At 73.2% G+C, this 24,906-nt stretch carries 2 protein-coding genes; both read left to right on the top strand.

The features are described 5' to 3' along the window. Positions 1-684 precede the first annotated feature (684 nt). Complete coding sequence (locus tag IEY91_RS22430; RefSeq protein WP_189175428.1) at positions 685-7,359, top strand: non-ribosomal peptide synthetase; 6,675 nt, start codon at positions 685-687, stop codon at positions 7,357-7,359. Continuing rightward, positions 7,360-24,906 (top strand): non-ribosomal peptide synthetase, encoded by a 17,547-nt coding sequence (locus tag IEY91_RS22425; protein ID WP_189175427.1) that lies wholly within the window; start codon positions 7,360-7,362, stop codon positions 24,904-24,906.

The raw sequence follows: 24,906 nt of genomic DNA, 5'->3' as shown, positions 1-24,906 counted from the left end.
GCCCTGATTCGGCACATGACCGTCGGGCCGTACTCGGGCCGAGATCGAACGTACCCCGCCGTCGAGCCGTGGTGAACCAAAGAAAGACTCTCGGCGAGGAGGGGTGTCCCGGTGACGGGACACGCCTGGCCAGAGCTTGTGTGGACCGCGTGGACCGGCCGTTCTGAACGCTTTCTCGGCACGTGTGGGAAGCGGTGTGAGAAAGGTTGGGGCACTGCCTCTGACCTGCGACGAAGGGAGCAAAAGCGCAGCTCGAAATCGGATGCTGAGAAAGTACAGTTACCCCCTTTGGGAAATATTGATCGTCGCACCGCGATGGAGGCGTGAGAAAGGACATTCACGCGATTCGCGCAGGACGCGCAGATGCGCCGGGCGGTCGTCCGCTCCCTTGAGAACGGTGGATGCGGCGACGGGTCGAATTCAGTGGGCAGTTGGCCCCGAACTCCTTGCGTTACGGTTCCCCGGCAGGCAAGCGAGACCGGAAACCAATGGGGGAGTGGAGACGGTTCGGGCCGACGGAAGTGCCCCGCACTTCGGGTCGGTCCGCCTTATCTCCACGGCTCTCCGAGGCACCGGCGAATGCTGGGTTCCGTTGCGCTGCCATGGCTCGCCGCCGCCCCGCCGGCGCCGCGAACTGTTCGCTCACCGCGTCCCGCACGGAATTTCTGAGCCTCTGGAGCCTTCGTGACCGACCCTCATGCGTCTTGTGCCGCAGCCCCGCCCGTCCCCGACGTGACCGTCGCCGCGCTCTTCGCGCGGCAGGCGGCCGCGACACCGGACGCGATGGCGGTCGTCGGCGGCGCCGACGTCGCGTGGACCTACCGTCAGCTCGACGAGCGCGCCGACCGGCTCGCACGGGTGCTCACCGGGCACGGGGTGCGCCTGGAGTCGGTCGTCGGTGTGGCGCTGCGCCGGTCGCCGGAGTACGTCGTGTCGGTCCTCGCCGTGCTCAAGGCGGGCGGCGTCTATCTGCCGGTCGACCCCGACTACCCGGCCGAGCGCCTCGACTTCATGCTGCGCGACGCCGCGCCGACGGTCCTGGTGACCGACACCGAGTCCGCCCGCCGTCTGCCCGCGAGCACCGTCCCGCACCTGGTCCTGGACGAGCCCGGCACGAGCGAGGCGATCACGCCGAGCGGGCCTCGTACAACCGAAGCGGCCGCGCCGAGCGGGCCACGTACGACCAACGCCCCGCAGACCCCGGCCGCGACCCCGCCCGGACACCCCGACAACCTCGCGTACGTCATCTACACCTCCGGATCGACCGGCACCCCCAAGGGCGTGGCCGTCACCCACCGCGACGTGGTGACCCTGGCCCTGGACGGCCGCTACGCGGGCGGCGCGCACACCCGCGTCCTGCAGCACGCCCCGCTCGCCTTCGACGCCTCGACGTACGAACTGTGGGTGCCGCTGCTCTCCGGCGGCACCCTGGTCGTGGCCCCGCCGGGCGTCCTCGACGCGACCGCCCTGGACGCCCTCATCACCGAACACCGCGTCACCGCCGCCTTCATGTCCGCCGGTCTGTTCAAGGTGATCGCCGAGGAGCGGCCGGAGAGCTTCACCGGGATGCGGGAGGTGTGGGCCGGGGGCGACGTGGTGTCACCGGAGGCGGTGCGGCGGGTGCTGCGCGGCTGCCCGGGACTGACGGTCGTCAACGGCTACGGTCCGACCGAGACGACGACGTTCGCCCTGTGCCGCCCGGTGTCCGAACCCGCCGACGTGGCCGAGCCGTTCCCGGTCGGCTGGGCGATGGACAGCATCGACGCGTACGTCCTGGACGACGGGCTGCGCCCGGTGGCGCCCGGCACGAGCGGCGAGCTGTATCTGGCGGGCCCCGGGCTTGCCCGCGGCTACCTGAACCGCCACGCCCTGACCGCCGAACGCTTCGTGGCCTGCCCCTTCGGCGCGCCCGGGGAGCGCATGTACCGCACCGGCGACGTCGTCTCCCGTACCCCGGACGGCGAAGTGAGCTTCGAGGGCCGCTCGGACGCCCAGGTGAAGATCCGCGGCTTCCGCATCGAGCCCGGCGAGATCGAGGCCGCCCTGGAACTGCACCCCCGGGTGGCGCACGCCGTGGTCGTCCCGCACGAGGGGCGCGGCAACCGCGGCAAGCAACTGGTCGGCTATGTCGTCCCGGCCGCCGACGAATCCACCCTCGAAGCCGAACGCGGCGGCGGCACGGGCCACTTCGCCCTGGAGGCGGGCCTCGGCGCCGGCGAGCTGCGCGCCTTCCTCGCCCGCACCCTGCCCGAGTATCTGATCCCGGCCGCGTTCGTGGTCATCGACGCGCTGCCGCTCACGGCCAACGGCAAGCTCGACCGGGCAGGCCTTCCGGAGCCGGAGTTCCGCGGCGCCGCCTACCGGGCGCCGCGCACGGAGCGGGAGGAGATACTCGCCGCGCTGTTCGCCGAGGTCCTCGGTGTGGAGCGGGTCGGCGTCGACGACGACTTCTTCGTCGTCGGCGGCGACAGCATCCAGTCGATCCAGCTGGTCACCCGGGCGCGCGCCCGCGGTGTGGCGCTCAGTACCCGGGAGGTCTTCGAGCGGCGCACCGTCGCCGACCTGGCCGCGAACGCGGCGGACGCCGCCGGGACCGACGCGGACACCCCGGCCCTCGAGGAGTACGAGAGCGGCGGCATCGGCTTCGTACCGCATCTGCCGGTCACGCGCTGGCTGCAGAACCGCGGCCCCGGCTTCGAACGGTTCCTCCAGGCCATGGTCCTCGACCTGCCCCCGGGCATCGACGAGGCCGGGCTCGCCGCGACCCTCGGCGCGGTCGTCGACCGGCACGACCTGCTGCGGGCGCGCCTGGTGGAGGGCGTCCTCAGCGGCTTGGCCACCCAGGCCCCTGGCTCCGTGGACACGGCGTCGCTCATCCGGCGCGTGGAGTGCGCGGGCCAGTGGGACGCGGCCGAGTGGCACAAGTCGCTGCTCGCCGAACTGGACGCCGCCGCCGGACGGTTGGACCCCGCAGCCGGGACCGTCGCGCAGTTCGTGTGGTTCGACGCCGGACCCGAGCGGGCCGGGCGGCTGCTGCTCGCCCTGCACCACCTGGTCGTCGACGGCGTCTCCTGGCGCATCCTGATGCCCGACCTGGCGGCGGCCTGGCAGCAGGTGCGCGCCGGTACGACACCCGAACTCGCGCCGGTCACCACCTCCGTGCGCCGCTGGTCGCACGCGCTCGTCGAGGAGGCGGGCCGCCCCGGCCGCACCGCCGAACTGGAGCACTGGAAGTCCGTGGTCGAAGGACCGGACCCGGTGCTCGGCACCCGGCGGCTCGACCCCGCCGTCGACGTCGTCGCCACCCTCGGCAAGGTGCGGGTACAACTGCCCCCGGCCGTCACCGAGGCACTCCTGACCACCCTGCCCGCCACCTACCGGGGCGGCGTGAACGACGGCCTGCTCGCCGCCCTGGCGATGGCGGTCGCACGCTGGCGGCACGGGCGTGGCGTCGAGGAACCGTCCACGCTGATCCGCCTGGAGGGACACGGCCGTGAGGAGGCCGTGGCGCCGGGCGCCGATCTGTCGCGCACGGTGGGCTGGTTCACCAGCGTCTTCCCGGTCCGCCTCGATCTCGCGGGCGCCGACCTGGACGAGGCCTTCGCGGGCGGCGCCGCCGCGGGCCGCGTCGTCAAGGCCGTCAAGGAACACCTGGCCGGCGTCCCCGACAAGGGCATGGGCTACGGCCTGCTGCGCCACCTCAACCCCGAGACCGCCGACGTCCTCAAGGCCCACGAGGCCGGCCAGATCTCCTTCAACTACCTGGGCCGCTTCTCCGCCGCCGCCGACATGCCCGAGAACCTGCGCGGCCTCGGCTTCACCCAGAGCCCCGGCCTGACGGAACTGGCCGAACTCGACGCGGGCCAGGACCCCCGCATGGCCGCCCTCGCCGAGCTCGACATCAACGCCCACGTCACCGACACCCCCCAAGGCCCCAGCCTCGGCGCCCTGTTCACCGCCCCGCAGGGCGTGCTCAGCGCCGCGGAGGTACGCGAAATCGCCGACCTGTGGTGCACCGCCCTCACAGGCCTCGCCCGCCACACCGCCGACCCCGGCGCAGGTGGCCTCACCCCCTCCGACGTGCTCCTGGCCCCCGTCCGGCAGGGCGACATCGAGGGCTGGGAACAGCGCTACCCCGGCCTGTCCGACGTCTGGCCCGCCTCGCCCCTCCAATCCGGACTGCTCTTCCACTCCAAGCTGGTCGCCGAGTCCGGATCCGACTTCGACGCCTACCACGAGCAGTACGTCCTGCACCTGTCAGGACCCGTCGACACCACCCGCCTCCGCACCGCCGCCCAAGCCCTCCTCGACCGCCACCCCGCCCTGCGCGTCGCCTTCGTGCCCGGCCCCGACGGCGACCTGGTCCAACTCGTCGTCGACGGCGTCGAGATGCCCTGGCGCCACCTCGACCTCACCGGCCACGCAGAAGCCGAACGCACCACCGCGTACGAGGACTTCCTCGCCGAGGACCTGAGGGCCCACTTCGACCCGGCCGCGCCGCCGATGCTGCGCCTGGCCCACATCGCCACGGAGACCGGCCGCCACGCCGTCGTCCTGACGGTGCACCACGTCCTGGTGGACGGCTGGTCGCTGCCGCTGCTCATCCAGGACCTGCTGCGGCTCTACGCGGCGGACGGCGACGCCTCGGAGCTGGGGCGGGCCCGCAGCTACCGGGAGTACCTGGCCTGGCTGGAGCGGCAGGACCCGCGGGAGTCCCTGCGCGCCTGGGCCGACGAACTGGACGGCGTCACCGAGCCGACGCTCATCGCCCCCGCCGCCCTCGACACCGCGAGCCCCGGCATCGACCAGACCGACGTTCCGCTCGCCCCCGCCCAGGTCCGTGAACTCGCCGCCCGCGCAGCCGAGTCGGGCGTCACCCTGAACACCCTCGTCCAGGGCGCCTGGGGAGTCCTCCTCGGCCAGCTGACCGGACGGCAGGACGTGGTGTTCTCCGCGACGGTGTCCGGACGGCCGCCCACGCTGCCGGGCGTGGACTCCGTCGTCGGCATGTTCCTCAACACCGTTCCCGTACGCGTCCGCTGCGCACCCGCGACACCCTTCTCGGCGGTCCTCACCGAACTCCAGGACCGGCAGGCCGCGCTCCTGGACCACCACCACCTCGGCCTCAGCGAGATCCAGCGCGGCACCGGACTCGCGGCGCTCTTCGACACCGTGGTCGCCTTCGAGTCGTTCCCGCTGGACCGCACCGGCATCGCCGAGGCGAGCGAGGCCGCCGGGATCACGGTGAGCGGTCTGCGCTCCTTCACCGCCAGCCACTACCCTGTGACGCTGTTCGTCTACCCCGACGGCGCCCACCCGCGCCTGACCGTCCAGTACCAGCGGCACGCCCTCGACGCGGCCACGGCCGACGACCTCGCCACCCGCCTCGGCCGCGTCCTGACGCGGCTCACCGGGGAACCGGGCACCCCCGTGGGCCTCGTCGACCTCCTCGACGACGGCGAGCGCCACCGCATCCTCGGCGAGTGGAACGACACCGCGGAGCCGACGGCCGCGCACACGATCCCCGAGCTGATCGAGAAGCAGGTCGCCGAGACGCCCGACGCCACCGCCGTGGTCTGCGGCGAACACTCCCTCACGTACCGGGAGTTGAACGCCCGCGCCAACGTCCTCGCCCGCGAGCTGTGCGCGCGCGGCGCCGGTCCTGAGCAGGTGGTGGGCCTGGCCCTGCCGCGCACGGCGGACCTCGTCACCGGCATGCTCGCCGTCCTCAAGTCGGGCGCCGGGTACCTCCCGATCGACCCCGCCTACCCCAGCCACCGCCTGGACTTCATCCTCGCCCAGGCCCGCCCGGCCCTGATCCTCACCGACTCCGCGACCGTCGACGTGCTGCCGAGGACGGACACGCCGTGCCTGTACCTCGACGATGTCGACCTCCGGGGCACCCCGGACCGGCCGGATCCCGACGGCCCCGACCGGCCCGAGCCGCCGAGCCCGGACCACCTGGCGTACGTGATGTACACCTCCGGCTCCACCGGCACCCCCAAGGGCGTCATGATCACGCACGCCAACGTGGTCAACGGCGTGGCCCGGCTCGCCCATCGCGTGGGCGTCGACGCCACCACGCGGATGCTGGCCGGCACCTCCGTCAACTTCGACGTGTCCGTCTTCGAGATCGTCACCACCCTCTCCCGGGGCGGCTGCGTCGAAGTGGTCCGCGACGCCATGGTCCTCGGCGAACGGACATCGCTGAACGCCGACGTGATCAGCACGGTGCCGTCGGTCTTCGCCGAACTCCGCGACCAGATGGGCACCATCACCGGACTCAGGACCGTGGTGTTCGCCGGTGAGGCACTGCCCGCGTCCCTGGTCGCCAAGGTGCGCGAGGCCCTGCCCGGCGTGTCCGTGATCAACGCCTACGGCCAGAGCGAGTCGTTCTACGCCACCACCTTCACCGCCGACGACACCTGGCAGGGCACCGGCAGCGCGCCCATCGGCACCCCGATCGGCAACATGCGCACCTACGTCCTCGGCCCCGGCCTCACCCCCGTACCGCCCGGTGTGGTCGGAGAGTTGTACGTGGCGGGCAGCCTCGGCCGCGGCTACCACAGGCACCCGTCCCTGACCGCCGAACGCTTCGTCGCCGACCCCTACGGCCCGGCGGGCGCACGCATGTACCGCACCGGCGACCTCGCCCGCTGGAACGCTGAAGGGCAGCTCGAATACGCCGGGCGCGCCGACGACCAGATCAAGATCCGCGGCGTGCGCGTGGAGCCCGCCGAGGTCGAGGCGGCCCTGATCGGCCACCCCGAGGTGGCGCAGGCCGTGGTCGTGGCCCGGGACGGCACCGGCAAGGCGGGCAAGCAACTCGTCGGCTACGTGGTGCCGGAGCCGGACGACGGGGCCGGGGGAGGGAGCGGAGCCGGGCTCGGCACCCGTACCCGCTCCGCCGGAAGCGCCGACGCCCTGATCGCCGCCCTGCGCGACCACCTCACCGCACTCCTCCCGGCCCACCTGGTCCCCACCGGCCTCGTGGCCCTCGCCGAGATCCCCCTGACCGCCAACGGCAAGGTCGACCGCAAGGCCCTGCCCGACCCCGCCCCCGCCGCACAGCGCGCCGTGCGGGCGCCGCGCACTCCGCAGGAAGCACAGCTCTGCTCGTTGTTCGCCGAACTCCTCGGCCTCGACCGGGTCGGCGTCGACGACAACTTCTTCGACCTCGGCGGCCACTCCCTGCTCGCCACCCGCCTGACCAATCACATCCGCGACAGCTTCGGCGTCGACGTTCCCATCCGCGCGGTGCTCGACTCCCGCGACGTCGCCGACCTCTCGCGCACCGTCCTGGAGGCATCGACCACCAGGCGGCCCCGTCTGCAGAAGATGAACAGGAGTGCAAAGTAAATGATCCCGTTGTCCTATGCGCAGCGCCGTCTGTGGTTCATCGACCGTTTCGAGGGTCCCTCGGCCACATACAACCTCCCGTTCCTCATCGAGCTGACGGGTGAGCTGGACGTGGCGGCGCTCACCGCGGCCGTACGGGACGTGGTGGTCCGGCACGAGAGCCTGCGCACCCTGATCATCGACAACGCCGACGGCGTACCGGCACAGGAGGTCGTCCCCGCCGAGGACCTCCACCTGGACGTGCCGCTCCTCGAAGTGGCGCCCGCGGACCGCGAAGCGGCCGTCGCGAGGGCCGCCCAGTACGCGTTCACGCTGGCCGAGGAGATCCCCGTACGGGCCACCCTGTTCCGCAGCGGCCCCCAGGACCACCAACTGCTCCTGCTCGCCCACCACATCGCCACCGACGGCGAGTCCATGGGCCCGCTCGTCCGCGACCTCGCCGCCGCGTACACCGCGCGCGCCGGGGGCGCCGCGCCGGACCGGCCCGAACTCCCCGTGCAGTACGTCGACTACACGATGTGGCAGCGCGACCTGCTCGGCGACGAGAACGACCCCGAGAGCATCCTCGCGACCCAGCTCGACTACTGGCGCGGCGAACTCACCGGCGTCCCGCAGCCGCTGCGCCTGCCCGCCGACCGGCCGCGCCCGCCCGTGGCCGGACGCCACGGCGACGTGGTGGACTTCCGGATCGACGCGGAGCTGTACGGCCGGGCCGAGGAGCTCGCCCAGCGCACCGGCGTGACCGCGCCGATGGTCTTCCAGGCGGCGCTCGCGGCGCTCCTGCAGCAGCTCGGCGCGGGCGCGGACGTCACCATCGGCTCCACCGTCGCGGGCCGCATGGACAGCCAGCTCGACGACCTGGTGGGCTTCTTCGTCAACACCTGGGTGCTGCGCACCGACCTGTCCGGCACGCCGTCCTTCGAGGACCTGCTCGGCCGGGTCCGCGAGAAGGCCATGGCCGCCTACGACCACCAGGACGCCCCCTTCGAGCGCCTGGTGGAGATGCTCAACCCCGAGCGGTCCACGGCCTACCACCCGCTGTTCCAGACGATGTTCACCTGGGAGACCCACCGCTCGGTCACCCTCGGACTCCGCGGCGGCCTCACCGCCCGCTGCACCGCGCTGCCGACGCCGACCGCCAAGTTCGACCTGGAGTTCAGCTGCTTCGCGGACCCCGACGAGCCGGGCCTGTCCGTCTCCCTGGAGTACGCCACCGAGCTGTTCGACCGGTCCACCGCCGAGGCCGTCGCCGCGCGCTATGTCCGCCTGGTGCGCCACCTCGTGGACGCGCCGGAGCGGCCCGTCGCCCTCGCGGACGTCCTGGAGGCGGGGGAGCGCGCGCTCGTCCTCGGCACGTTCAACGAGACGGCGGCCGAGACCCCGGAGCTGAGCATCGCGGGCCTGGTCGAGCGCCGGGCCGCGGCGACACCCGACGCCCTCGCCGTGGTCCACGACGACACGGAGCTGACGTACGCCGAACTGAACGCGCGGGCCGGGCTGCTGGCCCGCGAGCTCGTGGCGCGCGGCGCCGGTCCGGAGCGTGTCGTCGGTCTCGCGCTGCCGCGCTCCGCCGACCTGGTCGTGGCCATGCTCGGCATCCTCAAGTCCGGTGCCGCCTACCTGCCGATCGACCCCCGGTACCCCAGCACCCGCCTGGACCACATCCTCCGCGACGCCCGCCCTTGCCTGGTCCTGACCAGCGCCGACACCGTGGGCGTGCTGCCGACGACGGACGTACCGACGCTGTTCGTCGACGACGTCGACTTCGACGCCGACGGCTCCGGAGCAGCGGACGTCGAGCTGCCGCGCGTCCGGCCCGCGAACGCCGCGTACGTGATGTACACCTCCGGCTCCACCGGCGTCCCCAAGGGCGTCACCATCACCCACCGCGACGTCGTCAACGGCGTGCTGCGCCTGGCCGACGCCATCGGCATCGACGCGGGTACCCGCACGCTCGCCGGCACCTCGGTCAACTTCGACGTGTCCGTGTTCGAGACGATCACGACGCTGGCCGTCGGCGGCACCCTCGAAGTGGTCCGCGACATCCTGGTCGTCGGCGAGCGCGGCGGCTGGTCCGGCGGCATCATCAGCACCGTCCCCTCCGTCTTCGCCGAACTCCTCGACCAGGTCGGCGGCAAGCTCCAGGCCGACGCGGTGGTCTTCGCGGGCGAAGCCCTGCCCGCGTCCCTCGTCGAGCGGGTCCGCGAGGCCATCCCCGGCGTCCGTGTCGTGAACGCCTACGGTCAGACCGAGTCGTTCTACGCCACCACCTTCACCGCCGACGACACCTGGCGCGGCACCGGCAGCGCCCCCATCGGCGCCCCCCTCGGCAACATGCGCGCCTACGTCCTCGGCGCCGGTCTGGAGCCGGTGGCGCCGGGCGTCGTGGGCGAGCTGTACGTCGCGGGGAACGTGGCCCGCGGCTACCACGGCCGCGCCGCCCTCACCGCCGAACGCTTCCTCCCCGACCCTTACGGCGAGCCGGGCGCGCGCATGTACCGCACCGGCGACCTCGCCCGCTGGACCCCTGACGGTCAGCTGGAGTACGCGGGCCGCGACGACGCGCAGGTCAAGGTGCGCGGCTTCCGCATCGAGCCCGGCGAGATCGAGGCGGCCCTGACCGCGCACCCGGGCGTCGCGCAGGCCGTGGTGACCACCCACGCGGGCCGCGGCAGCACCCAACTGGTCGGCTATGTCGTGCCGGTGGACTCCGGCGAGGGCGGCCTCGACAGCGTGTCGAGCCTCGGCGACCTGGACCTGGACCTCACGGCGATCGTCTCCGCGCGCGACCTGCGCCGGTTCGTCTCCGGGCGGCTGCCGGAATTCATGGTGCCGTCGGTGTTCGTGATGCTCGACCGGCTTCCGCTGGCACCCAACGGCAAGCTGGACCACAAGGCGCTGCCGGAGCCGGAGTTCACCGGCGGCGAGTACCGCGCCCCGCGCACCGCCGAGGAAGTCACCCTCGCCGCCGTCTACGCCGAGGTCCTCGGCCTCGAACGCGTCGGCGTCGACGACGACTTCTTCGCCATCGGCGGCGACAGCATCCGCTCCATCCAGGTGGTCTCCCGCGCCCGTGCCCAGGGCGTCGACGTCACACCCCGGCAGATCTTCGAGTGCCGCACCGTGGCCGAGCTGGCGCAGGCGGCGGGCGAAGGGCCCGGCCGTCCCGTCCTCGACGAACTGGACGGCGGCGGCGTCGGCTTCGTACCCCTGCTGCCCATCGGGCACTACCTGACCCGACTGGGCGGCGGCACCGACCGGTTCACCATGTCGATGACCGTGGACCTGCCCGCCGGGATCGACGAGCGCGGGCTGCTCGCCACCCTCGGCGCGGTCCTCGACCGGCACGACATCCTCCGCTCCCGGCTCGTGAGCGACCCCGCCCCCGGACTCGACGTGACCGGCCCCGGCACGGTCGACGCGGGCACGCTGCTGCACCGCGTCACCTGGAGCGGCGACTGGGACGGCGCGTGGCGCGAGCAGGCCGCCGCCGAACTCGACGCCGCCGCGGACCGCCTCGACGCACAGCGCGGAGTGATGGCGCAGTTCGTGTGGTTCGACGCGGGCGCCGGCGGCGCGGGACGGCTCCTGATCCTGCTGCACCACTTCGTCGTCGACGGCGTGTCCTGGCGCATCCTGCTGCCCGACCTCGCCGAGGCCTGGAGCCAGGTCCGCGACGGCCGCACCCCCGAACTCCCCGAGGTCACCACCTCCGTACGCCGCTGGGCGCACGCCCTGGCCGAGGAGGCGGGCAGTGAGCGGCGCACCGGCGAACTCGCGCTGTGGCGCTCCATCGTCACCGGCCCCGACCCGGACCTCGGCGGGCGGCCGTTCGACCCGGCGGTGGACGTGTGCGCCACCGTGCGGACGGTGCACATGGACCTGCCGACGGCGGCCACCGAAACGCTGCTCACCACCCTGCCCGGCGCGTTCCGCGGTGGCGTGAACGACGGCTTGCTCGCCGCCCTCGCCCTCGCCGTCGCCAAGTGGCGGAGCGGCCGGGGCGTGGCCGAGGACGCGTCGGCCTCGACGCTGATCCGCCTGGAGGGCCACGGCCGCGAGGAGGCGGCGGCGCCGGGCGCGGACCTGTCCCGCACCGTCGGCTGGTTCACCAGCGTCTACCCGGTGCGCCTCGACGTGGCGGGCGTGGACGTCGACGACGCCCTCGCGGGCGGCCGCGCCGCCGGAGCCGCCGTCAAGGCCGTCAAGGAACAGCTCCTCGCCGTGCCCGACAAGGGCGTCGGCTACGGCATGCTGCGCCACCTCAACCCCGAGACCGCCGAGATCCTGGAGCGCTACCCCACCGGGCAGATTTCCTTCAACTACCTGGGCCACTACACCGGTTCCGGCAACATGCCCGAGCACCTGCGCGGCCTCGGCTTCACCCAGGCCGACGGCACCACCGAGCTGATTGCCGACCTCGACGCGGACATGCCCGCCCTCGCGACCCTCGCGGTGAGCGCGTACGTCACCGACACCCCGCAGGGCCCGCGCCTGGACGCCCGCCTCGACTTCCCCTCCGGCCTGCTGTCCCAGGACGAGGCCGAGGAGCTCGCCGCCCTGTGGCGCACGGCCCTCGAAGGCGTCGCCCGTCACGCCGGCCGGCCGGACGCGGGCGGCCTCACGCCCTCCGACGTGCCGCTGGTCACCGCCGACCAGGCCCAGCTGGAGGCGTGGGAGCAGCGCTACCCGCACCTCGCCGACGTCTGGCCGCTGACTGCCATGCAGGACGGCCTGCTCTTCCACGCGGAACTGGCCGGCGCCTCCTTCGACGCCTACCAGATGCAGCTCGTCTTCCACCTGAACGGCGAGGTCGACGGCGCCCGCATGCGCGCCGCCGGACAGGCACTCCTGGAGCGCTACCCGACCCTGCGCGCCGCGTTCGTCATGGCCGACGACGGCCGCCGCGTCCAGCTCGTGCACGAGCACGTCGAACTGCCCTGGGCCGAGTACGACCTCAGCGACCTCGCCGACGGCGAACGCGCGCAGCGGCTCAAGCGCCACCTCGCCGAGGAGCACGCCCGCCACTTCGACCCGGCCACCGCACCCCTGGTGCGCATGTCCCTGGTCAAGCTGGCCGCCGACCGGTGGGAGCTGGTCTTCACCGCCCACCACGTCCTGTTCGACGGCTGGTCGCTGCCCCTGGTCATGGAGGACCTGCTGCGCCTGTACGGCTCGGCGGGCGACGCGAGCGGCCTCGGCAGGATCCGCGACTACCGCGACTTCCTGACCTGGCTCGCCGACCGGGACGAGGGCGCGGCCGCCCGCGCCTGGGCCACGGAGCTGTCCGGCGTCGAGTCCCCGACGCTCCTGGCGCCGGGCGCGGCCGACAGCGACGCGGAACCTGCGGGCATCGCCATGGCGGACGTACCCCTGGCTCCGGAGACGGGCCGCGACCTCGCGCGCCGGGCCGCCGACCTCGGCATCACCCTCAACACCCTGATCCAGGGCTCCTGGGCGGTCCTCCTCGCGGGCCTGACCGGGCGCCAGGACGTGGTGTTCGGCACCACGGTCTCCGGCCGCCCGCCCCAGGTCACGGGGGCTGACGAGATGGTCGGCCTGTTCATCAACTCCCTGCCCGTGCGGGTGAACTGCGCCCCGGGCACCACCCTGCGCGAACTCCTCACCGACCTTCAGGAGCGCCAGAGCGCCCTGCTCGACCACCACCATCACGGCCTGCTCGACATCCACCAGGCGGTGGGTCTGCCGACGCTGTTCGACACCATGGTCGGCTATGAGTCCTTCCCGATCGACGCCGTCGCCCTCAGCGAGGCCGGAGCCGCCGCCGGGATCGAGCTGACCGGCATCAGCCCGCTCAGCGGCGCGCACTACCCGCTGGTCGTCATGGCGCTCGCCGAGCCGCACCTGAAGGTCGGCATCGAGTACCGGCCGCACGTCTTCGACGCCGCCCAGGTCGGCGCCATCGCGGGCCGCCTCGCGCGGATCCTGGAACTCCTGGCGCGCGACGCGGACACCCCGGTGGCCGCCCTCGGCATCCTGGAGGACGACGAGCGCAAGCGGATCCTCACCGACTGGAACGACACCCCCGCCGCGACCGCCGAGCAGACCGTCCCCCAGGTCTTCGAGGCGCACGTGGCGCGGACCCCGGACGCCCCCGCCGTGGTGGACGGCGACCGGACCCTGACGTACCGGGACCTGGACGAGCGGGCCAACCGCCTGGCCCGGGTCCTGGCCGCGCGGGGCGTCGGGCAGGAGTCCGTGGTCGGGCTCGCCCTGCCGCGCTCCGTGGAGCAGATCGTGTCGCTCCTGGCCGTCGAGAAGGCGGGCGGCGCCTATCTGCCCGTCGACCCCGAGTACCCGGCCGACCGCCTCGCGTTCATGCTCAGCGACGCCGACCCCACCCTCGTGGTGACCGACGCGCGGATCGCCGCCGGACTGCCCGAGAGCCCCTGCCCGTTCCTGGTCCTCGACGAGCCCGACACGGCCGCCGAGATCACCGCGGCCTCGGCGGAGCCGCTGGCCTCCGCGCAGGCCGGGCACCTGGACCAGCTCGCCTACCTGATGTACACCTCCGGCTCCACGGGCCGCCCCAAGGGCGTGGGCGTGACCCACCGGGGCGTCGTGAGCCTCGCGGCGGACAGCTGCTACGCGGGCGGCAACCACGAGCGCGTCCTCATGCACAACGCGCAGGCCTTCGACGCCTCCACCTACGACCAGTGGATCCCCCTGCTCGGCGGCGGCACCATCGTCATCACCCCGCCCGGCCGCCTGGACGCGGCCACCCTGGCGGCGGCCGCGCGCGAGCACGACGTGACCGGCGTCGTCATGACGGCCGGCCTGTTCATGGTCATCGCCGACGAGATGCCCGAGGCCTTCACCGGCGTGCGCGAGGTCTGGTCGGCCGGTGACGCGGTGGCGCCCGCCCTCGTGCGGCGCGTCCTCGACACCTGCCCCGGCCTGCGGGTCGTCAACGGCTACGGGCCCACCGAGGCCACCATGGCCACCTCCATCCACAACATGGAGCGCCACGAGGACATCGGCGAGGTCGTCCCGATCGGCCGCCCCCTCGACAGCACCCAGGTCTACGTCCTGGACGCCGCGCTGCGGCCGGTGCTGCCCGGCGTGCCCGGCGAGCTGTACATCGGCGGGGAGCGCCTTGCCCGCGGCTACCGCAACCGCTCCGCCCTGACCGCCGAGCGTTTCGTGGCCTGCCCGTTCGGAGCGCCGGGGGAGCGGATGTACCGCACCGGCGACGTCGTGGCCTGGACCGACGAGGGCCTTCTGGTCTTCCACGGCCGCGTCGACACCCAGGTCAAGATCCGCGGCTTCCGCATCGAACCCGCCGAGGTCGAGGCCGCCCTGTCCACCCACCCCGGCGTCGCACAGGCCGTGGTGACGGTCCAGGAGGACGAGGCCGGGGAGCGGCGCCTGATGGGCTACGTCGTGCCGCACCTGGACGGCACCGGACAGGCGGCCGCCGCCGAGCGGCAGGTCGAGGAGTGGGAGACCGTCTACGACCAGGTCTACTCCGCGGCGAACACCGTCTGGGGCGAGGACTTCACCGGCTGGGACTCCACCTACACCGACCGGCCGCTCGCGCTGCACGAGATGCGCGAGTGGCGGGACGCCGCCGTACGGCAGATCCTCGCCCGCGCGCCGCGCCGCGTCCTCGAGATCGGCGTCGGCTCCGGCCTGTTGATGGCCCACGTCCTGCCGCACGTGGAGCAGTACTGGGCCACCGACCTGTCCTCCGCCGTCATCGAGCGCCTCGCCCACGAGGCCGAGCAGGCCGGATACGCCGACAGGGCGACCCTGCGCCACCGGGCCGCCGACGACGTGACCGGGCTGCCCCAGGGCCACTTCGACACCGTCGTGCTCAACTCGGTGGTGCAGTACTTCCCGGACGCCGACTACCTCGACCGCGTCCTGGCGCAGGCCTTCGAACTCCTCGCGCCCGGCGGCCGGATCATCGTCGGCGACGTACGCAACGCCGCCACCCTGCGGCTGTTCCGCGCGGGAGTCCAGCACGCCCACCAGCCGGAGGCCGCCACCTCCCAGGCCCGCGCCGCGATCACCCGCGCCATGCTCATGGAGCAGGAACTGGTCGTGGACCCGGAGTGGTTCACCCAGTGGGCGGCGCGGCACGGCGCCGCAGGCGTCGACATCCGCCTCAAGCCCGGCCGCGCCCACAACGAACTCACCCGCCACCGCTACGAGGCCGTGCTGCACAAGCAGCCCGCGGCGCCGGTGGAGCTGACCGAGGCGCCCCCGCTGTACTGGGGCCGCCAGGTCGGCGACCTGCGCGAGCTGGCCCAGCTGTGTGCCGCCCGCGAGGACACCGAGGTGCTGCGGGTCGTGGGCATCCCCAACGCCCGCCTCACGGAAGAGGTGGACCTCGCGGTCGCCGCGGGGCTGATGACCGCCCCCGCCGTGACGGGGCCCGCCGTGGACCCGCAGGACGTCTGGGACCAGGCCGCCGAGCAGGGCTGGACGGTGCTCCTGACCTGGTCGGGAGCCGTCGCCGAGAGCTTCGACGTGCTGGTCTTCCCCCAAGGACCCGAGCTGCCCGACCAGTTGACGGGCCTCTTCGTGCCCGCCGGGCGCCCCGGGCGCGAGCTGGCCGGGGAACCCGCCGCGGCCGGACGCATCGGCACGCTCGTCGGCTCGCTGCGCGACTACCTCACCGAGCGGCTGCCCGCGCACCAGGTGCCCGCCTCGGTGGTGGCCATCGCCGAGGTGCCGCTGATGGCAAGCGGCAAGCTGGACCGCAAGGCGCTGCCCGTCGCCGACTTCGTGGCCCAGGCCACCGGCCGTGACCCGCGCACCCCGCAGGAAGAGCTGCTGTGCGGTCTGTTCGCCGAGGTCCTCGGCCTGGACCGGGTCGGCATCGACGACGACTTCTTCGCCCTGGGCGGCCACTCGCTGCTCGCCACCCGTCTGGTGAGCCGCATCCGCGCCGTCCTCGGCGTGGAGCTGCCCATCCGCGCGGTGTTCGCCGCGCCCACCGTGGTGGGCCTCTCCGGTCACCTCTCCGAGGGCGACCGGGCCCGCCCGCCGACGGTCCGCGTCGAGCCGCGCCCGGAGCGGGTGCCGCTGTCCTTCGCCCAGCGCCGGCTGTGGTTCCTCGACAAGTTCGAGGGCCCCTCGGCCACGTACAACGCGCCCTTCCCGCTGCGCCTGACGGGCGAGCTCGACCCGGACGCGCTCGCGGCGGCGGTACGCGACGTGGTGACCCGGCACGAGAGCCTGCGCACCCTCTTCGCCGAGGACCCCGACGGCACCCCCTACCAGCGGGTCCTGCCGGTCGCCGAGGTGCGCCTCGACGTGCCCGTGGTCGAAGTGGCGGCGACGGAACTGACCGCCTCGATCATGGACTTCGCGTCCTACCGCTTCGACCTGGCCACGGAGATCCCCGTGCGCACGGTGCTGCTGCGGCTGGCCGAGCGCGACCACGTCCTGGTCCTGATGGTCCATCACATCGCCAGTGACGGCTCCTCGATGGCGCCCATGTTCCGGGACCTCGCCGACGCCTACGCCGCCCGGCTCGCAGGCCAGGCACCGCGCTGGCCCGAACTCCCCGCCCAGTACGTCGACTACACCCTGTGGCAGCGCGACCTGCTCGGCGACGAGAACGACCCCGACAGCCTGCTGACGGCCCAGTTCGACTACTGGCGCGGCGAGCTGACCGGCGTACCGCAGCCCCTGCAACTGCCCACCGACCGCACCCGGCCGCCCAAGGCCAGCCACCGCGGTGCCCACGTCGACTTCGCCCTCGACCCGGACACCGTCGCGGGCATCGGCGAACTCGCCCGGGAGCGCGGCGCGACCGTGGCGATCGTCCTGGAGGCCGCCCTCGCGGTGCTCCTGAACCGCCTCGGTGGTGGCGACGACGTCACCATCGGCTCGCCGATCGCCAACCGCACCGACGAGAACCTCACCGACATGGTCGGCTTCTTCGTCAACACCTGGGTGCTGCGCGCCCGCCTCGACGGCAACCCCACCTTCAACGACGTCCTCGACCAGGTGCGCACCAAGTCCCTGGCCGCCTACGACCACCAGGACGTGCCCTTCGAGCGCCTCGTGGAGGTTCTGAACCCGGAGCGGTCCACGGCGTACTCGCCGCTGTTCCAGGTGATGTTCGCCTGGCAGAACTTCAACAGGCAGGACTTCGAACTCTCCGGACTCCAGGTCGAGTTCGAGCGCGTACCCAACGACACGGTCAAGTTCGACCTGTTCTTCAACATGGCCGACCTGCCGGGCCGTGGCGTCCTCGGCGTCCTGGAGTACGCCACCGACCTCTTCGACGAGGACACCGCCCGTACGATCGCCGACCGCTTCGTGCGGCTGCTCGACCGGCTCGCCGCCGAACCCGCGCGGCCCGTCGCCACCGTCGACCTGGTCGAGCCGCAGGAGCGCGACCTCGTGCTGCGCGGCTTCAACGACACCGCCGCCGAGACCCCCGACCTGACCGTGCCGCAGCTCATCGCCGAGCAGGCCGCCCGGACACCGGAGGCGACCGCCGTCGTCTTCGGCGAGGAGCAGCTGACCTACGCCGAACTGGAGGCCCGCACCGACCGCGTGGCCCACGCCCTCGCCGCGCGCGGCGTCGGCCCGGAGACGATCGTCGGCCTGAACCTGCCGCGCTCGGCCGACCTCGTGGTGGCCATGCTCGGCATCCTCAAGGCGGGCGGCGCCTACCTGCCGATCGACCCCAAGTATCCGAGCACCCGCCTCGACCACATCCTCGACGACGCCCGCCCCGCGCTCATCCTGAAGAGCCTCAGTGATCTCGGTGAACTCGGGGACCTGACGGACGGCGGCACGGACGTCCCGGTGCCGGCGGCGCGGCCCGCGAACGCCGCGTACGTGATGTACACCTCCGGCTCCACCGGTGTGCCCAAGGGCGTGACCATCACGCACCGCGACGTCGTCAACGGCGTGCTGCGCCTGGCGGAGTCCGTCGGCATCGACGCGGACACCCGCACCCTGGCGGGCACGTCGATCAACTTCGACGTGTCCGTCTTCGAGACCGTCACCACGCTCGCCAAGGGCGGCACCGTCGAGGTCGTCCGCGACGTCCTCGTCGTCGGCGAGCGCGGCGGCTGGTCCGGCGGCGTCATCAGCACTGTCCCGTCCGTACTCGCCGGGCTGCTCGACCAGGCCGACGTGGACATCACTGCGGACGCGGTGGTGTTCGCGGGCGAGGCGCTGCCCGCCTCCCTCGTGGAGCGGGTGCGCGAGGCGATCCCCGGCGTGCGCGTCGTCAACGCCTACGGCCAGACCGAGTCGTTCTACGCCGCGACCAGCACCATCGCCGAGGACGGCACCGCCGCCGCGGGCGCCCCCATCGGCGCCCCGCTCGGCAACATGCGCGCCTACGTCCTCGGCCCGGGCCTCGCGCCCGTCCCCGTCGGCGTGGTGGGCGAGCTGTACGTCGCGGGCAACGTGGCCCGCGGCTACCACGGCCGGGCCGCGCTCACGGCCGAGCGCTTCGTGCCCGACCCGTTCGGCGAGCCCGGCGCGCGCATGTACCGCACCGGCGACCTCGCCCGCTGGCGGGCCGACGGTCAGCTCGACTATGTCGGCCGCGGCGACGCACAGGTCAAGGTGCGCGGCTTCCGCATCGAGCCCGGCGAGATCGAGGCGGCCCTCACCGCCCACCGCGCGGTGGCGCAGGCCGCCGTGGTCGCCCGGGAGGTGCGCGGCAGCACCCAGCTCGTCGGCTACGTCGTCCCGGTCGAGGTCGACGAGACGGACGGCAACTACGACATCACTGCCGGCGTCGAGGCCAGGGACCTGCGCAAGTTCGTGTCCGCGCGGCTGCCGGAGTTCATGGTGCCCGCCGCCTTCGTGATGCTGGACCGCCTCCCGCTGGCCCTGAACGGCAAGCTGGACCACAAGGCGCTGCCGGAGCCGGAGTTCACCGGCGGCACGTACCGGGCGCCGCGCACCGCCGACGAGCACACCCTCGCCGCCGTGTACGCGGAGGTCCTCGGCCTGGAGAACGTCGGCGTCGACGACGACTTCTTCGCCGTCGGCGGCGACAGCATCCGCTCCATCCAGGTGGTCTCCCGCGCCCGCGCACAGGGCCTCGAAGTCACGCCCCGGCAGATCTTCGAGCTGCGTACGGTCGCCGAGCTGGCCGAGGCCGCGGCCGCGGGCCGCGTCGGCACCGTCCTGGAGGAGCTGGAGGGCGGCGGCGTCGGCTTCATGCCGCTCCTGCCGATCGGTCACTACCTGCTCGAACTGGGCGGCGGCAGCGACCGGTTCACCATGTCGACCGTCGTCGACCTGCCCGCGGGCATCGACCACGACGGCCTCGCCGCCACCCTCGGCGCGGTCGTCGACCGGCACGACATCCTCCGCTCCCGCCTGATCCTCACCGGGGCCAAGGGCCTGGAGGTGGCCGAACCGGGCACGGTGGACGCGGCGGAGCTGATCCACCGCGTGGAGTGGCGGGACGGCTGGGACCGTCCCGACTGGCACGAGCGGGCCGCGGCGGAACTGGACGCGGCGGCCGGTCGGTTGGACCCGGCGGCCGGGGTGATGGCCCAGTTCGTCTGGTTCGACACCGGCACGGGAGCGGACACGGGCACAGGTGCCGACAAGGGCGGTGACACGGCCGGGCGCCTGATCATCGTGCTGCACCACTTCGCCGTCGACGGCGTCTCCTGGCGCATCCTCCTGCCCGACCTCGCCGAGGCCTGGCAGCAGCTCCGCCAGGGCCGCACCCCCGAACTCGCCCCGGTCGCGACCTCCGTACGCCGCTGGTCGCACGCCCTTGCCGAGCACGCCACCGACGCCGACCGCGTCGCCGAACTCCCGCTGTGGCAGAGCATCCTGGACGGCCCCGACCCGGCCATCGGGTCCCGTCCGTTCGACCCGGCGCTCGACGTGCGCGCCACCGTGGAGACCGTCCACCTCGAACTGCCGGTGGCCGCGACCGACACGCTGCTCACCACGCTGCCCGCCGCCTTCCACGGAGGCGTCAACGACGGCCTGCTCACCGCGCTGACCGTGGCCCTCGCCCAGTGGCGGCGCGCCCGCGGCGTCGACGAGCGCGACGCGTCCTCGGCCCTGATCCGCCTGGAGGGCCACGGCCGAGAGGAGAGCGCCGCACCGGGCGCCGACCTGTCCCGCACGGTGGGCTGGTTCACCAGCATGTTCCCCGTACGCCTGGACGTCGGCGGCTTCGACCTCGACGACGCCGCCGGCGGCGGCCGGGCCGCGGGCGGCGCCATCAAGGCCGTCAAGGAACAGCTGAACGCCGTACCGGACCACGGCATCGGCTTCGGCGTCCTTCGCTACCTCAACGCCGAGACCTCGGCCGCCCTCCAGGGCCACGGGACCGGGCAGATCTCCTTCAACTACCTCGGCCGGTTCGCCTCCGCCGACATGCCGGAGAGCCTGCGGGGCCTCGGCTGGACCGCCGCCGCCGACGTGGACGACCTGTTCGCGCAGCCCGACGCGGACATGCCCGCCATGGCCACCCTCGAAGTCACCGCGTACGTCACCGACACCGAAGACGGACCGCGGCTCAGCGCCGGCATCGGCTTCCCCGGCGGCCTGCTCACCCGGGACGAGGCGCAGCAGCTCGCGGACCTGTGGCGCACGGCCCTCGAAGGCCTCGCCCGGCACGCCGAGCGGCCCGACGCGGGCGGCCTCACGCCGTCGGACGTGCCGCTCGTCAAGGTCAGCCAGCGCGACCTGGAGGTGTGGACGGAGAGCCACCCGGGCCTGGTGGACGTGTGGCCGGTGACGCCGATGCAGTCGGGCCTGCTGTTCCACAGCATGATGGCCGACTCGTCGTTCGACGCCTACCACGTGCAGCTGACCTTCCACCTCTCCGGCGACGTCGACCCCGAGCGCATGCGCCGGGCCGGTCAGGTGCTCCTCGACCGGTACCCGAACCTGGGCGCCGCGTTCGTGACCAGCGCGGCGGGCGAGCCCGTCCAGCTCATCCGCGAGCGCGTCGAACTGCCGTACAAGGTCGTTGACTTGCGCGACCTCTCCGACGCGGCGCGCGACGCCGAGCTGGAGCGGCTGCTCGCCGCCGACCACGCGGACCACTTCGACCCGGCGAAGCCGCCCCTGATGCGGCTGACCCTGGTCCTGATGGAGCCGGGCCGCTCGGAGCTGGTCTTCACCGCCAGCCACGCCCTGTACGACGGCTGGTCGATCCCGCACCTCCTGCAGGACCTGATCCGCGCCTACGGCACCGACGGCGACACCTCCGAGCTGCCGCGCGTACGCCCCTACCGGGACTTCCTGACCTGGCTCGCCGGGCAGGACCGCGACACGTCGGTCCGCGCCTGGGCCGCCGAGCTGGACGGCGTGGACACGCCGACGATGCTCGCCGGGGCGGGCGCCGACGCCGCAGGGGACGACGAGGGCGGGTTCGGTTCGGCCGAGGTGCCGCTGTCCACGGAGACGTCCCGACTGCTTTCGCAGCGGGCCGCCGAACTGGGCGTCACCCTCAACGTCCTGGTGCAGGGCACCTGGGGCGTGCTGCTCGGCGCCCTGACCGGGCGGCAGGACGTGGTGTTCGGCACCACCGTCTCCGGCCGCCCGCCGCAGGTGCCCGGCGTCGACGACATGGTGGGCCTGTTCATCAACGCCCTGCCCGTGCGCGTGCGTTACTCGCCCGAGGACACCCTCGCGCAGGTGCTCACCCGGCTCCAGCAGAGCCAGGCCGTCCTGATGGACCACCAGAACCACGGTCTGAGCGACATCCAGGACGCCGCGGGCCTCGGCACCCTCTTCGACACGATGGTCGTCTTCGAGTCCTACCCGATCGACCGGGCGGGCCTGGTCGAGGCGCACGACGAGGCCGGCATCGCCATCACCGGCGCCCGTCCCGTCACCGGCGCCCACTACCCGATGGGCGTCGCCGCGGAGGCCTCCCCGCACCTGCGCACCGGCCTGCACTACCAGGAGAGCCTGTTCGACCCCGCCACGGCCGCCCGCATAGCCGCCGGCCTCGGCCGCCTCCTGGAGCAGTTGGCCGCCGACCCCGAAACCCCGCTCGGCCGCCTCGACCTGATGCCGAAGGCCGAGCTGGAACGCGTCGTCGCCGCATGGAACGACACCGTCACCCCGGCGGCCGTACGAACCGTCCAGGAGGCGTTCGCCGAGCAGGCCGCGCAGGGTCCCGACCGGATCGCGGTGGCCTCCGGCGAGGAGCGGGTGACCTACCGGGAGCTGGACGAGCGGGCCGACCGGCTCGCCCGGGTGCTGGCCGCGCGCGGCGTCGGACAGGAGTCGGTGGTCGGACTCGCGCTGCCGCGATCGGTGGAGCAAGTCGTCGCCGTCCTGGCCGTGTTGAAGGCGGGCGGCACCTATCTGCCCGTCGACGCGGACTACCCGGCCGAGCGCCTCGCGTTCCTCCTCAGCGACGCCGCGCCCGTGCTCCTGGTGACCGACGCGGAGACCTCGGAGCGGCTGTTCGACAGCCCTTGCCCGCACTTGGTCCTCGACGAGCCCGGCACCGCCGACGAGATCGCCCGTGCCGAGGCGGGACCGCTCGCCGCGGCCACCGCTGGACACCCGGACCAGCTCGCCTACGTGATGTACACCTCCGGCTCGACGGGGCTGCCCAAGGGCGTCGGCACCACCCACCGCGACGTGGTGCTCCTGGCCGCCGACAGTTGCTTCGGCAAGGGGGGCCACGAGCGGGTGCTCATGCACAACCCGCAGTCCTTCGACGCCTCGACGTACGAGATGTGGATCCCGCTGCTCGGCGGCGGCACCGTCGTCGTCGCCCCGCCCGGACGCCTGGACGCGGCGGCCCTCGCCCGGCTGATCACCGAGCAGGGCGTGACCGGCCTCGGCATCGCGGCGGGACTGTTCATGACCATCGCCGACGAGAGCCCCGAGGCGTTCTGCGGGGCCCGCGAGGTGTGGACGGTCGGCGACGTGGTCGCCCCGGCCTCGCTGGAGCGGGCGCTGCGCACCTGCCCCGGTCTGCGGGTCGTGAACGGCTACGGCCCGACCGAGACCACCGCCGCCACCGCCCAGCACCTCCTGACCGACCCCGAGAACATCCCCGGCACCGTGCCGATCGGCGGTCCCATGGAGAACACCCGCCTGTACGTCCTCGACACGGCACTGCGGCCGGTACCGCCCGGCGTCCCCGGTGAGCTGTACGTCGCCGGACAGCGCCTGGCCCGCGGCTATCTGGGGCGGCACGCCCTGACCGCGGAGCGCTTCGTGGCCTGCCCCTTCGGCGGTCCTGGGGAGCGCATGTACCGCACCGGTGACGTGGTGGCCTGGACCGAGGACGGCGTCCTGGTCTTCCAGGGCCGCGCCGACACCCAGGTCAAGATCCGCGGTTTCCGCATCGAACCCGGCGAGGTCGAGACCGTCCTCGCCGGCCACCCCGGCATCACCCAGGCCGTGGTGATCGCCCGTGACGACCGGGGCACCGGCAAACGCCTCGTCGCCTACGTCACCCCGGCCGAAGGGGAAGGACCGGACACCGAGGAGCTGCGGGCCTTCGCCGCCGAGCGGCTGCCGGAGCACATGGTGCCGGCCGCGTTCGTCACCCTGGAGTCCATCCCGCTGGCCGGAGCAGGAAAGGTCGACCGCAAGGCGCTGCCCGCCCCCGAACTCGTCAGCGGCGCCGCCTACCGCGCCCCGCGCACCCCGCAGGAAGAGGTGCTCGCGGGCCTGTTCGCCCAGGTCCTCGGTGTCGAGAAGGTGGGCATCGACGACAACTTCTTCGACCTCGGCGGCCACTCGCTGCTCGCCACCAAACTCATCAGCCGCATCCGCACGGTCCTGATGGTCGAGGTGCCGATCCGCCTGGTGTTCCAGTCACCGACCGTCGCCGACGTGGCCGCGCACCTGACCGGCGGCTCCGAAGCCACCGGACACAGCGACCCGTTCGGCGTGGTCCTTCCCCTGAAGACCGGTGGCACCAAGGCGCCGGTGTGGTTCATCCACCCCGGCTTCGGACTGTGCTGGTCCTACCTCGGCATGGCCACGCAGCTCGGCGACCGCCCCGCGTACGGCATCCAGGCCCGCGGCTTCGACGGCGCGCCCCTGCCGGAGACCTTCGAGGAGATGGTCGCCGACTACGCCGACCAGATTCTTGACCTCCAGCCGGAAGGCCCCTTCCACCTCGTCGGCCACTCCATCGGCGGCCCGATCGGCCAGGCCGTAGCCGTGGAGTTGCAGCGCCGCGGCCACGACGTTCCGCTCGTCGTCCTCCTCGACGCCGTACCGGGCGACTGGTTCGCCGCACAGGAGGACGCGCGCCTGGACCTGCGCGAGGCCAGGGACTTCCTGGAGAACTACCTGCCCGGCGAGGAGGACAGCGAGGAGCGCAGGGCGCTCATCGGCAACGGCGCCGCCCTGATGGTCCAACACGGCCGGATGGTGCGGGAGTTCAGCCAGCCGACCTACCGGGGCACCGCCCTGTTCTTCAAGGCCACGCAGAGCCCCGAGGCCCAGGCCGCCTTCTGGGAGCCCCACATCGAGGGCGCCCTGCACACCTACGACATCGACGCCACGCACCTGGGCCTGAACGCGCCCGGCCCCGCGGCCGAGATGTGCTCCATCATCACCCGCCACCTCACGGACTAA

Source organism: Streptomyces lasiicapitis (genome assembly GCF_014646335.1).
Classification (GTDB): domain Bacteria; phylum Actinomycetota; class Actinomycetes; order Streptomycetales; family Streptomycetaceae; genus Streptomyces; species Streptomyces lasiicapitis.
Note: the sequence above shows the minus strand (reverse complement) of the source record. Positions and strands in the feature narration are given on the sequence as shown.